Raw genomic sequence first — 13,175 nt, 5'->3', positions numbered from 1 at the left:
TCCAAATACAAGAAAGCCCGATTCGAAAGAGTCGGGCTTTTTTACATCTGTAAAAAATGAAATGCGCAGCAGTTATTTAGGGATTCTTTTAGCATCAGTAGAACAAGCGAAAGACATATTGTAAGTGTTTTAGAATAATTACGCCTGAGCGTAATTAGATTTATTACCTAGCCAGCGATGAATTAAAGGGTCTACAAGGTCGGGGTTTTGTTTTAGCATTTGCTGTGCAATAGGCCTGACTTGATTTAGTGTGTGTTTGTCGCGAGTAAGGTCCGCTATTTTAAATTCGGCTAAGCCAGTTTGTTTAGTACCAAGCACTTCACCTGGCCCACGTATTTCGAGATCGCGCTCTGCGATGACAAAGCCGTCGTTACTATCTCTTAATACGCCTAAACGTTTTTGAGCAGTGTGAGATAGTGGTGCATGGTATAAAAGCACACAATGAGAGGCGGTGGCTCCTCGCCCTACACGGCCTCGCAACTGGTGCAATTGTGCGAGCCCTAAACGTTCTGGATTTTCTATAATAATTAAACTGGCATTAGGTACGTCTACACCCACTTCTATTACTGTTGTTGCCACAAGTACGTTAATATTACCTGCTTTAAAGTCACTCATGATTACTTGTTTTTCTGCAGCTTTCATACGACCATGAACTAATCCGACATTAAGTTCTGGCAATGCTTCTTTTAATTGTAATGCGCTGTCTTCTGCTGCTTGGCATTGTAGGGCTTCTGATTCGTCAATTAGGGTGCATACCCAATAAACTTGCCTACCTTGCTCGTTACAGGCTAATTTAACACGGTTTATTATATCGTCTCGGCGTGTATCAGGTATAGCAACAGTTGTTATGGGTGTACGCCCAGGTGGAAGCTCATCTATTATCGAGGTTTCTAAATCGGCATAAGCCGTCATCGCTAATGTGCGCGGAATGGGTGTTGCAGTCATGACTAGCTGATGAGGGTAACAATTCCCAAATTTGCCTTTTTCACGCAGAGAGAGGCGTTGATGAACACCAAAACGATGTTGCTCATCGATGATGATAAGCACAAGGTTATTGAATTTTACTTCTTCTTGAAATAAAGCATGTGTACCCACTATCATTTGCGCCTCGCCTGAGGCTATTTTTTCAAGTGTATGAGCGCGCTCTTTCCCTTTTGTTTTACCACCAAGCCAGGCAACTTCGATTCCAAGATTTTCAAACCACTGTTTAAAATTTATGTCGTGCTGCTCAGAGAGAATTTCTGTAGGCGCCATTAGTGCAACTTGAAAACCTTGTGCTATTGCTGTCAATGCACTTAATGCGGCAACCAGTGTTTTACCTGAGCCTACATCACCTTGTACTAATCGCATCATGGGGTAGGGGTGCTGTAAATCCCCTTTAATTTCGGCTACTACTCTATTTTGTGCATTGGTCGGCGCAAAGGGGAGCTGTTTTAAAAACTGTTCTTCTAATGGGTTTGTCGGTACTAAAGAAACTGCGTTAACTTGTTGCCCTTGCTCACGTACTTTTAATAGGCTCAGATTTTGTGCAAGTAGTTCTTCAAACACTAAGCGCTGCTGCGCAGGGTGAGTACCTTGCTCAAGTGAAATTACATCTACATCATTTGGCGGGCGATGAAGTAACAGTAAAGCTTCACTTAATTGCATATGAGAAGGTTGCCATTTTTCGGGTATGAGCTCTTGTACAGAATACTTATGTAATAAATTTATTGCTTGTTCACTCAACGCTCTGATTGATAGTTGTTTTAAGCCCTCGGTGGTTGAATAAACAGGTGTGAGTGTTGTAGCTGTTGGCTGCTCATTTGGGGTGTCGCTGATGCTGTATTCTGGGTGGCTCATTTCAAGGCCAACGCGCCCACGTCTTATTTCGCCAAAGCAGCGAATTATTTTTCCTGTGCAAAATGCGTTTTTTTGCGCTGCGGTAAAATTAAAAAAACGTAAAGTGAGTCTACCTGTACCATCGTTTATTTGTACTACCAACATACGGCGCTTACCAAAGGTTATTTGGCTAGATTCTATAGTCGCCTCAACAGAGCAGTGGCTATGCAAGGCAACATCGGTGATAGCATAAATACGAGTACGATCTTCATAGCGTAACGGCAAGTGAAAGAGCATATCTTGCACGGTAGCTATACCTAGCTTGTGAAGGCGATCGGCCATTTTCGGACCTACCCCTTTAAGTTCTGTAATAGGGTAATGGCTTAAGCTAGGTTTAGACAATGTAGACTCAAATCTGTTTATTTGTGAATGAGTTAAGTGTACTCACAGGCTTGCTAAGCATCAAGCATGTTTTAAGGCATGCCAAAATTGTTCAGTGGCGATTATTTCTCCTTCCTCATCAAGTGGTGGATAAGGTAAGTTTTTTAATCTGCATTGTTTAGCAATAACTGGGTGACAGCCTTCAAAATACATAGGGTGTTTAACCTCTTCACTTAGCATATCGCGCTTATATAGCCCTGCCTTTTCTCGTTGCTGCTGTGCTTCAAACAAAATAAGGGCAGCAGCAACAGATACGTTAAGTGATTGCACCATGCCTTGCATAGGAATAATAATATTTTGATCGGCGTGTTTAAGTGCTTGCTCAGAAATACCGGTTTTTTCTTGGCCAACTATTATAGCAGTCGGTTTTGTGTAATCTATTTCTCTAAAATCAACAGCATCTTCGCTCAAGTGTGTTGCTAATATTTGCACATCTGGATTATGCTCTCGCATCATAGCTGCGGCATCATCAATATTTTTATGCAAATGTGTTTCTAGCCAATTTTTACTGCCTCCAGAGGTGTTATTTGTTAGCCATTTTTGGTTTTCTGGCCAAACAGCGTGCACGTGATGACAGCCCACGGCATCGGCACTTCTTACAATAGCCGAGAGGTTATGATGTTTGTGTACCTCTTCTAAGCAAACCGTTAAATCTGTTTGGCGACGTAATAGCACGTCTTTAATTCGTTGGTAGCGATTTTGCTGCATGGTGATCCTCTTTTTTTAATAATTATACGTAATTTTATTAGTTAAGGCATTACAGTGCGGCTAATTGGGTTTTGTAATGAGATTAGCGTCTCGGTTGACTGAATTGCTTCAATAGCTTGTATTTTATTAATAAGAACATCTTGCAAGTGGTCGATAGACTTGGCCATTACCTTTATAAAAATACTGTAGTTACCCGTTGTATAATAAGCTTCAACGACTTCTTCTAATGCTTCAAGCTTAATTAGTGTTTCTGGGTAGTCGCGCGCATTATTTAAGTTAATACCAATAAAGCAGCATACATCGTAACCGAGTTGCTTTGTACTAATACTTAATTGGGTGCCGGTAATGATGCCTGCTTGTTTCATTTTTTCTACGCGTACGTGAATTGTGCCTGCACTTACGGCAAACCGTTTGGCTAACTCTGCATAGGCTGTACGGGCATTGGCCATTAAAGCGTGAAGTATCTGTTTATCGAGATTATCGATTTGATAATTTTCCATGGATTTTTCTTACTTAAATTAGTGAATCTATATTTTTATAGTGTTTAAATTAATTGATTTTATATATTAAAGCTATTTTTATTGTGGGTTATTGAATTAAATCTTTGAATCGTTAAATTAACCTCATTAAAGGCGCCGTTTAGGGGCTTTTTCGTAATCAGCAAGTAACAATAACTGGGAATGAGGCCAATTATTATGAGTTCACACTATGTGCAGCAGCAGCAACAAATAAGCAAAGTTAAGCAGTTCTTTTCACAGCAATTAGAGCAACAACTTGGGTTAGTAGAAGTGCAGGCGCCTATTTTGGCAAAGGTAGGCGATGGCACGCAAGATAACCTTAGCGGTCACGAAAACGCAGTGGCTGTTAAAGTTAAAGCAATTAGCGATAGTACGTATGAAGTGGTTCATTCACTTGCTAAATGGAAGCGTAAAACGCTGGCGACTTACGAGTTTTCTGTAGGTGAGGGCATTTACACGCAAATGAAAGCGCTGCGCCCAGATGAAGACTCTTTGAGCCCAATACATTCTGTTTATGTTGATCAGTGGGATTGGGAGAAAGTAATTTGCGAACGTACTGAGCGCACGCTCTCTACATTACAAGACACAGTTAACGCCATTTACACTGGCATTAAGCAAACAGAGCAATTTGTAAGTGATAACTTTGGTATAGCCCCATTTTTACCCAGTGAAATCACCTTTGTTCACAGTGAACAGTTACGCAAAATGTACCCCGACTTTAGCGCAAAGCAACGCGAAAAAGCCATTGCACAAGAGTACGGCGCGGTATTTTTAATTGGTATTGGTGGTGTGTTAGGTGATGGTAAAATCCATGATGTACGCGCTCCAGATTACGACGATTGGTCGACCCGAACGGTTGACGGATACACAGGATTAAATGGCGATATTCTGGTGTGGAACCCCGTGTTAGAAGATGCCTTTGAAATATCATCTATGGGTATTCGTGTAAGCCCTGATGTATTAAAAGCGCAATTGAGCATCACAGGCGATGAAGAACGCCTAGCATTCGATTGGCATAAAGCGTTGTTAGAAGAGGCATTTCCACAAACAATTGGCGGCGGAATAGGGCAATCGCGCTTAGCAATGTTATTACTGCAAAAGCAGCATATTGGACAAGTGCAAGTAGGTGTATGGCCTAAGCAAATGCATGAAGCGGTAAGCGGGCTATTATAAGTTTTAAAGGGCGCTGAGTGCGCCCTAGTGAGTTTTAAAGTCTATTTCTATTTTATTATTTTGCAGATTTATATTACAAGGCGGGTAGTTACGGGTCGTTTTTAGTACTTTATCAAAAATATGGATCTCTACCCCTGAGTGTAATGAAGTATTAACAACAAGGTTTGCATCGCTAAGTAGATCGTGTAGCTCATTATCTAGGCTAGATAACTTTTTTTCTAGCTGCTCAGCTTGTTGGCAGTAATGTTGTTGTGTTGCGCCAATTTTTTTAATAAGCAGATTCTTCTTTTCTATATCTTTTACTTTATCTGCTTTTTCTAATGCGGTTTGAAGAGTATCAAGCTGTTCATCGGTTTTAGCTAAGTCTTTAAAGCAGTTATCTGTATCGGCAGTTATTTCAGCGCCAGAAGCGGCTAAATTAATTGCCATTTTAGCACCTGATTCATTACCTATTTCGCCAGCAATTAATACGGTTGCGTCGAGAATCTCTCCACCAAAAATTTTCCCCTTGGGTAACTCTGTTTGGCCAACTTGTAATAAGTGTTTAGCTTTAATAGTACAATGGCTGGCTTGGCGGTCTACAAAAATATTATTGCCCTGTATATAACAATACTGGGCGTGGGATACATGAATATCCCCTTCGCTTTTAATTGAGCACGATAATGATTTATCTTCGAGTTTTTGATGGCCAATAATCCCTTGTTTCACAGTGATGTTACCGCCTGCCGTCAACTCCCCTGATTCAACCGTACCAAACACCGTGATATCGCCTTTTGCTGTTACTCGCATGCCAGGGTCTATGTTTTTAGTAACAATAACGCTGCCTTCAAAATCAATGTGACCACTTTTAACACCTACATCCGAAATAGTAAAAATATCATCAACACGCATGCCATTGGGCAACTCAACAGGGACACCCGCAGTTGTAGAAAGCAGTTCAAGCGGATTTACTTTTGATATTTCAGTCCCTTCGCCTGCAACAAGTTTTCTATTCTCTCCGGGTTTAGCTGGCAATATATCGCCTACAACAGTAAACCCTTCTTTACCCGGAGTAGCAGGCTGCTGGCGAATCAAAACTGTACCTGGCTCTACACTTGCGAGCTTTCCAAAATCACGCATATCAACACTGCCATCTTCCATCACTTTGGGAGTGTTTAGCCGATCTTTGAGAGTCTCTACCATAGTCACAAATTTTGTTGGCATCCCTTCAGCTGGCAAGCGCCCTTTAGCTAAAGTTCCTTTTACTACTGTGCCTGGAGGTAAATTAAATTGTTTATCTAAAAGCTGTTCTAAAAAAGCTTGTTTATAGCCACGTATAACGCCTGCCTTTATAAGTTGCTTTTTACCCTCTTCTAATGAAAGTGTTTTTCCGCCGTAAGCTAAAGTAAGCTCACCTATGGCTTGCATTTTATCTTCACTTAACGTGACCACAAGCGATGCATCGTGCTTACTTGCTACAACCAAAGTTGGCTCATTATTTTGCGCTTTAAAAAAATCATTAATAGCCTCGTGGTTAATTTTGCATTCGCAAAACGTCGACTTCTCAAGTGCATCAATGATAAATGCGGCGCTAGGTGGAGCGTGTTTACTTACATCAAGTAATACGTTTCCATTATTGGCAAGCTTAAACACTAGTTAATCCTTTTCTACTACTAAAGTTAAGGTTGATTTTATGCGTGTTTACAGAGTGCTAGATATTTACATGTGAGTCAAGAAAGGGAGGTAAACAAAGGTTGGCTGTAAAATTAGAGCTATAAAAAAATTTATAGCTCTATATGTATTAATTAGTTGATGGTAATTCCATAATGCCATCAATTTCAATCTGAGCGCCTTTGGGAAGAGCGCGAACGCCTAGCGCTGCACGAGCGGGGTAAGGCTGTTTGAAATATTGGCTCATTACCTCGTTAACTGTGGCAAAGTTTGATAAGTCAGTTAGGTAAATATTAATCTTAACAAGGTCTTGGATTTTGCCGCCTGCCTCTTCGCACACCGCTGTAATGTTTTTAAATACTTGATGTGTTTGTTCGCTAAAGTCTTCTGAAACCATTTCCATAGTTTCTGGTACAAGTGGAATTTGTCCAGATAAATAAACGGCAGTACCTACTTTAACCGCTTGGCTATAAGTGCCGATAGCAGCAGGTGCTTTTTCGGTAGAAATAAATGCTTTATTCATGAGTTTCCTATTTTACTTTTTACGATAGACTCTTTGCACATCAGGCATCACACGAATGCGGCGCATAATATTAGCAACATGGACACGGTTTTTAACGGTAACGCCCAAGTCTATCACATATAAATTACTTTCTTTTTCGTCGGTGGTGATCTCAACAATGTTGGCTTGCGTTGTAGCAACAACATTTGTGAGTTTAGCCAAAGCCCCTTGGTGGTTAATTATTTCCACTCGTAGCGCAGCTATATATTCTTTTTCTGGATTGTCATCCCATTTTACAACCAGGTATTTTGAGCGTTCGTTTTCCCAGCCGCGAATATTTTTACATTCTTGGCGATGAACCGTAAGCCCTTTACCTTGGCTAATATGTGCAGTGATGGCATCCCCAGGTACAGGTCGGCAACACTTGGAATAATTAACCAACATGCCTTCGGTACCAATAATGGTTGCTTTGGCTTGTTTGCTAATATCTGACAAGTCGTCGCTTTCTTCTTGCAATAAGCGTTTAGCGATTAATACGCTCATTAAGTTACCTGCGCCTATTTCTACCAGTAATTCTAATACGGTAGATAGCTCGTGCTCTTCGAGTACGCGGGCTATGTTTTCATCGGCAATGCTGTCGAGCTTATTTTCACCCAAGGCAGAATCGAGTAAGCGGCGGCCTAATAACAATGCTTCTTCTTGGTGTTGGCTCTTAAGGTAGTTTCTTATCCCTAAACGAGCTTTACCTGTAACTATAAAGTTTAACCATGTTGCATTAGGGTGTGCACCCGAGCTGGTAATAATTTCAACACTTTGCCCAGTATCTAAGGCTTTGCTTAGCGGGTAAGGTTTACGGTTTACTCTTGCCCCTACACACGTATTACCTACATCAGTATGCACTGCGTAAGCAAAATCAACCGCGGTAGCGCCCATTGGCAGCTCTACAATGCGGCCATCGGGGGTAAATACGTATATTTCTTCTGGGAATAGCTCAGTTTTAACGTTCTCGACAAATTCGAATGACGAGCCGGCACTTTGTTGAAGCTCTAGCAAGCTTTGCATCCATTGGCGAGCACGTTGCTGCGCGGTATTACCTGCACCATCACCGGCTTTTTTATACATCCAGTGCGCAGCAACCCCTTTGTCGGCCATATGATCCATATCATGCGTACGTACTTGGATCTCTACCGGAATACCATGTGGACCAACTAATGAGGTGTGTAAAGACTGATAGCCATTCGTTTTAGGTACGGCAATGTAATCTTTAAAACGTGTTTCAATTGGTTTATACAGGTTATGCGCAACACCGAGCACACGATAACAGGTATCCATGGCATCTACGTTTATTCTAAAAGCGTAAATATCCATTACCTCATTAAATAGCAGCTCTTTATTTAGCATTTTTTTATAAATGCTATAAAGGTGCTTTTCGCGACCAGAGACTGTTGCTTTAATACCTGATTCTTCAAGGCGTGCTTCTATTTCGGTTTGAATATTAGAAATAACTTCTTTGCGATTACCACGCGCTTTAGCCACTTCAGATTTAAGTGCACGATGACGCATAGGATATAAAGCCTGAAAACCTAAATCTTCAAGTTCATTTTTAATATCGTGAATACCTAAACGGTTTGCTATTGGTGCGTAAATTTCAAGTGTTTCACGAGCAATACGGCGGCGCTTATCAGGGCGCAAAGCGCCTAATGTGCGCATATTGTGTGTACGATCGGCCAGCTTAATTAAAATAACCCGAATATCTTGGGTCATTGCCATGATCATTTTACGGTAGTTTTCAGCTTGAAATTCTTTTTTGTCTTTAAAGCTGAGTTTATCGAGTTTACTTACCCCTTCAACAAGTTCGGCAACCGTATCGCCAAATATTTCGGCTAAGTCCTGTTGGCTAAAGTCGGTATCCTCAATTACATCGTGCATTAGCGCGGCCATAAGCGTTTCATGGTCAAGGTGCATACCAGCAAGAATTTGAGTTACTTCAACAGGGTGAGTAATGTAAGGCTCGCCGCTTGAGCGAGTCTGCCCTTCGTGAGCCTCTCGGGCTACCACGTAGGCTTTTTGCACTAGCTCTACTTCTGCAGTAGGCAAGTATTCAGATATTTTCTTTTTAAGACCTTCAAAAAGATACATTCACACTCCAATGTTCTCGTGAAGCAATAAGTAACGGTAAGTAATAGAATATACGATGAAAAGAGGGGATTGCCAACGGCTAGCGTACAAATACTAAGCCGTTGACTAAATCAAGCCGGGTGGTTGATTATTGATTACCGCCAACAATAGCAGCAACGGCAGCTAGTTCAGCTGCTTCTTGGTGTTGTTGTTCTTCATGGTCAATAACGTCCATTGATGAACTATCAACTAAACCTTTTTCGATTTCACGCAGAGCGATAACGGTAGGTTTATCATTTTCAGCGTCTACTAGTGGGTCTTTACCACCAACAGCAATTTGGCGGGCACGACGAGCCGCAACTAAAATTAAGTCAAAACGATTACCAATTGCATCTACTGCATCTTCAACTGTTACGCGAGCCATCTCAGCACTCCAAAATAATTTAAAAGCAAAGGCGTAGTTTACTGCAAGCAGCTTGTTTCGCCAATAGCCAGTGGTTAATTTTTACCAGTTTTCCCGCTAAAGGGCATAAATGGTCTATTCAAGTAAGTTTGTAATTAAATCGTGATGGCGATTAGCTTGGGCTTTTAAAGTTAAACGTTGTGCTAATACAATGGTTTCAATATTGCTAAGCGCGGTTTCAAAATCATCGTTAACCACAACATAATCATATTCATCGTAGTGCGATGTTTCTGATTGCGCTTTGGCCATACGCCCAGCGATTACCTCGGCAGAATCTTGGCCTCGGTTATTTAAGCGCTGCTCAAGCTCTGCTTTTGAAGGAGGCAAAATAAAAATTGTTTGTACGCTTGGCATAATTTCGCGCACTTGCTGCGCACCTTGCCAGTCAATATCTAAAAATACATCAATACCTGCATCTAGCTGCGATTCAATAGCCTGCTTTGAAGTACCGTAGTAATTATCGAATACTTGCGCCCATTCAAAAAAATCATCTTTGGCAATTAATGCTTTAAATTCATCGGCGCTTACAAAGTGATAATGCACCGCGTTTTCTTCACCCGGGCGAGGGGTTCGGGTGGTATGCGATACTGATACTTTCATATCTGCGTGTTTTTTTAATAACGCCGTGATTAAGCTAGATTTCCCCGCACCTGAAGGCGCCGATAATATAAATAAGTTTCCGCGAGTCTGAGCCATATTTTTCTCTACTTAAAATAAACAGGCTTGGACTAAATCAATAATCCAAGCCTTTAATTACGCTATTGTACTTTATTTAACTAATTATGCTCAAGTAAGTAGCACACAAGTACGGTTACTCAATATTTTGGATCTGCTCTCTCATCTGCTCAATGAGCACTTTTAGCTCCACGGCCGCATTAGTAATATCACTATTAATAGACTTAGAGGCTAGGGTGTTTGCTTCGCGGTTAAACTCTTGCATCATAAAATCTAAACGGCGGCCACATGCTCCGCCTTTTTGAAGAATTTTTTTAGTTTCTTTAACGTGCGACTTTAAGCGGTCGAGTTCTTCGGCAACATCTTGCTTTTGCGCAAGGTAAATAAGCTCTTGTTCAAGGCGAGATTCGTCAATGTCGGTTTTTAAGTCTTCCAGCTTTTGATTAAGCTTTTCACGCTGCCACTTTGCTATTTCTGGTAAGTGGCCTTCTACAACAGTAACTTGCTCTAGGATGGCATCAAGACGAGTGGTGATCATTTCTTCTAAATTTGCGCCTTCATCGCCACGGGCTGATTTAAAATCTTCAACGACTTGATCAAAGCCAGCTATAAGAGCTTTGTTAACAGTGTCTAAATCGAGTTCCTGTGCTTCCATTACACCAGGCCAGCGTAGTATATCAACAGGGTTAATGTCACCATTGCTTTGTTGCTGCACCCATTTAGCACTATTTATTAGTTGCTCTGCAAGTGACTCATTAATTGATAGCTCACCTACGTGTGCAGGGTTGGCTACAAATTTTAAAAACACTTCTACTTTACCGCGTTGTAAATTTTTACGTAAACGCTCACGAATTACCGGCTCCATGCCACGAAATTGCTCTGGTGCGCGAATAAACGTTTCAAGGTAGCGCTGGTTTACTGAACGAATTTCCCAGGTGCCAGTGCCCCAATCGCCTTTAATTTCGCGACGCGCATAAGCAGTCATACTGTGGATCATGGATAAGTTCCTAAAATTTATTAATACAATATTGCGATGATTATACCGTAACACTACTTAACCTCTAGAGAAAATTTATTCCGCTGAATATTTTACAATCAGCATGGCATCTACCTGCACATGCACTTATAATGTCGCAAATTCAGAATTAAGGGGATCGTCAATGCGTCCAAGCGAAAGAACACCTAACCAAATTAGACCGGTATCATTTACTCGTAACTACACATTACACGCTGAAGGCTCTGTGCTTGTTGAGTTTGGTAATACCAAGGTACTTTGTACTGCTACGGTTGAAGCAGGTGTGCCACGTTTTATGAAAGGCCAAGGTAAAGGGTGGATCAACGCTGAATACGGTATGTTACCGCGCTCAACACACACGCGTAATGCACGTGAAGCAGCACGTGGTAAACAAGGCGGCCGTACTATGGAAATTCAACGCTTAATTGCTCGCGCATTAAGAGCAGCCGTTGATTTAAAAGCGCTTGGCGAAAATACCATTACAATTGACTGTGATGTAATTCAAGCTGATGGCGGAACACGAACTGCATCTATTAGTGGTGCATGCGTTGCATTAGTTGATGCTTTAACACATATGCGCGCTAAAGGAATGATTAACTCTAATCCACTTAAGCACATGATTGCTGCTATTTCAGTAGGTATTTATAAAGGTCAACCTATTACTGATTTAGAGTACCTTGAAGATTCTGAAGCCGAAACCGATATGAACGTAATTTTAACTGAAACAGGTAAAATTATTGAAGTACAAGGCACCGCAGAAGGCGAACCATTCTCGTTCGACGAATTAGATGAGCTACTTACATTAGCTAAGCATTCGATTCGTGAAATCATCGACGTACAAAAACAAGCGTTAGCATAAGCGAGTACCTTAATGAAAGATTATCAAAAAGAGTTTATTGAATTTGCTTTAGAAAAGCAGGTTTTAAAGTTTGGTGAGTTTACCCTTAAATCAGGTCGTACTAGCCCATACTTTTTTAATGCTGGCTTGTTTAATACAGGACGTGATTTAGCACGTTTAGGTCGCTTTTACGCATCAGCCCTTGAAGATGCAGCAATAGAATACGATGTTTTATTTGGCCCAGCTTATAAAGGTATTCCTATTGCAACCACTACTGCAGTAGCGCTGGCAGATCACCATGACAAAGATGTACCTTATTGTTTTAACCGCAAAGAGAAAAAAGCACATGGTGAAGGTGGTACATTAGTTGGCTCTGCATTAACGGGCAAAATTATGCTGGTGGATGATGTGATCACAGCGGGTACTGCGATTCGTGAATCAATGGAAATCATTGCCGATAACGGCGCAGACCTAAGTGGTGTATTAATAGCACTTGATCGTCAAGAAAAAGGTAAAGCTGAGCTTTCAGCTATTCAAGAGGTTGAGCGCGACTTTAATACCAAAGTGATCTCTATTGTAAAATTAGCTGATCTTATTAGCTACCTTGAGAGTCAAGGTACAATGGACGAGCATTTAGCCTCAGTTAAAGCATACCGAGATCAATACGGTATTGCCTAACTAAAAAGCCTCGCAATTGCGGGGCTTTATTTTGACCCCAGTTGATAGAGCTCATAATGAAAGATGTATTCAAACCTAATGGCCTTGGTATAAAGCGTGTATTCAAAGCAACGTATTGTTCATACCTTGGTTTTAAAGCAGCCTTTAAAGAAGAAGCCGCCTTTAGACAAGAGCTTCTGCTGAGTATTATTTTGCTACCCATTTCTTTTTGGCTAGCTTCATCAGTATTACATTGGGCACTATTAGTAAGCACATTGTTGATCATTTTAATTGTAGAGCTACTTAATTCTGCCATAGAGGCATTAACCGACCGCGTAAGCACAGATCACCATGTGTTATCAGGACGTGCTAAGGATATGGGATCTGCTGCGGTGACACTCTCATTAATGATCTTATTGATCGTCTGGGGTGCAAGCCTATACATTAAGCTGTTTAACTAAACTCGGTCGTAAAACGACTTTAACGCGGCTTTAATGTTAAAAAAATGATACTTATGTTGTATTTTTAGCGTGTTTAGCTCAATTACTCAACGAACAGTCATTTATTTTAAGTTTTCTTCAAAAAAGGGTTGATCTGTT

13 protein-coding genes are annotated in these 13,175 nt (G+C 41.0%); 4 read left to right on the top strand and 9 right to left on the bottom strand.

Features of this window, described 5'->3' with window-relative positions; genetic code table 11:
* Positions 1–138: 138 nt before the first annotated feature.
* Genes recG through asnC form a run of 3 tightly spaced genes read right to left on the bottom strand, consistent with a single transcriptional unit; the run spans position 139 to position 3,467 of the window.
* Entirely contained in the window at positions 139–2,220 is a 2,082-nt protein-coding gene (gene recG, locus AABI99_RS16080) for an ATP-dependent DNA helicase RecG (protein ID WP_338367098.1), read from the bottom strand.
* 60 nt (positions 2,221–2,280) lie between these two features.
* Complete coding sequence (gene trmH / locus AABI99_RS16075; protein WP_338367097.1) at positions 2,281–2,967, bottom strand: tRNA (guanosine(18)-2'-O)-methyltransferase TrmH; 687 nt, start codon at positions 2,965–2,967, stop codon at positions 2,281–2,283.
* Between the two features lie 41 nt (positions 2,968–3,008).
* Entirely contained in the window at positions 3,009–3,467 is a 459-nt protein-coding gene (asnC, locus tag AABI99_RS16070) for a transcriptional regulator AsnC (RefSeq protein ID WP_004588258.1), read from the bottom strand.
* A 195-nt stretch (positions 3,468–3,662) separates the two neighbouring features.
* Between asnC and asnA the strand changes: the two genes are divergently transcribed.
* The gene (asnA, locus tag AABI99_RS16065; RefSeq protein WP_338367096.1) at positions 3,663–4,658 is read left to right on the top strand and encodes an aspartate--ammonia ligase; all 996 of its coding nucleotides are present in this window, start codon (positions 3,663–3,665) and stop codon (positions 4,656–4,658) included.
* Positions 4,659–4,682: 24 nt separating this feature from the next.
* Here asnA and AABI99_RS16060 read toward each other — a convergent pair whose 3' ends face one another.
* The 6 genes from AABI99_RS16060 to AABI99_RS16035 all read right to left on the bottom strand — a co-directional run bounded on the left by AABI99_RS16060 (position 4,683) and on the right by AABI99_RS16035 (position 11,063).
* The gene (locus tag AABI99_RS16060; protein ID WP_338367095.1) at positions 4,683–6,290 is read right to left on the bottom strand and encodes a FapA family protein; all 1,608 of its coding nucleotides are present in this window, start codon (positions 6,288–6,290) and stop codon (positions 4,683–4,685) included.
* 148 nt (positions 6,291–6,438) lie between these two features.
* Positions 6,439–6,831 carry a RidA family protein gene (locus tag AABI99_RS16055; protein ID WP_338367094.1) on the bottom strand — a complete coding sequence of 131 codons (393 nt, stop codon included), beginning with the start codon at positions 6,829–6,831 and terminating at the stop codon, positions 6,439–6,441.
* Between the two features lie 12 nt (positions 6,832–6,843).
* Complete coding sequence (gene spoT / locus AABI99_RS16050) at positions 6,844–8,949, bottom strand: bifunctional GTP diphosphokinase/guanosine-3',5'-bis pyrophosphate 3'-pyrophosphohydrolase (protein ID WP_338367093.1); 2,106 nt, start codon at positions 8,947–8,949, stop codon at positions 6,844–6,846.
* A gap of 127 nt (positions 8,950–9,076) precedes the next feature.
* Positions 9,077–9,352 (bottom strand): DNA-directed RNA polymerase subunit omega, encoded by a 276-nt coding sequence (gene rpoZ, locus AABI99_RS16045; protein ID WP_338367092.1) that lies wholly within the window; start codon positions 9,350–9,352, stop codon positions 9,077–9,079.
* Between the two features lie 114 nt (positions 9,353–9,466).
* Positions 9,467–10,087 carry a guanylate kinase gene (gmk, locus tag AABI99_RS16040; protein WP_338367091.1) on the bottom strand — a complete coding sequence of 207 codons (621 nt, stop codon included), beginning with the start codon at positions 10,085–10,087 and terminating at the stop codon, positions 9,467–9,469.
* Between the two features lie 115 nt (positions 10,088–10,202).
* On the bottom strand, positions 10,203–11,063 hold the full coding sequence (locus AABI99_RS16035) for a YicC/YloC family endoribonuclease (protein WP_338367090.1): 861 nt from the start codon (positions 11,061–11,063) through the stop codon (positions 10,203–10,205).
* A gap of 163 nt (positions 11,064–11,226) precedes the next feature.
* Here AABI99_RS16035 and rph point away from each other — a divergent pair, with 163 nt between their 5' ends.
* Genes rph through AABI99_RS16020 form a run of 3 tightly spaced genes read left to right on the top strand, consistent with a single transcriptional unit; the run spans position 11,227 to position 13,037 of the window.
* On the top strand, positions 11,227–11,940 hold the full coding sequence (gene rph / locus AABI99_RS16030; protein ID WP_337849172.1) for a ribonuclease PH: 714 nt from the start codon (positions 11,227–11,229) through the stop codon (positions 11,938–11,940).
* A 12-nt stretch (positions 11,941–11,952) separates the two neighbouring features.
* Positions 11,953–12,597 carry an orotate phosphoribosyltransferase gene (pyrE, locus tag AABI99_RS16025; RefSeq protein WP_004588247.1) on the top strand — a complete coding sequence of 215 codons (645 nt, stop codon included), beginning with the start codon at positions 11,953–11,955 and terminating at the stop codon, positions 12,595–12,597.
* 56 nt (positions 12,598–12,653) lie between these two features.
* Complete coding sequence (locus AABI99_RS16020) at positions 12,654–13,037, top strand: diacylglycerol kinase (protein ID WP_338367089.1); 384 nt, start codon at positions 12,654–12,656, stop codon at positions 13,035–13,037.
* The last annotated feature ends 138 nt before the right edge of the window (positions 13,038–13,175 follow it).

Origin of the sequence: uncultured Pseudoalteromonas sp. (assembly GCF_963922945.1) — a bacterium.
Taxonomy (GTDB): Bacteria; Pseudomonadota; Gammaproteobacteria; order Enterobacterales; family Alteromonadaceae; genus Pseudoalteromonas.
The sequence above is the reverse complement of the archived record's forward strand: the minus strand, read 5'-3'. Positions and strand labels throughout refer to the sequence as shown.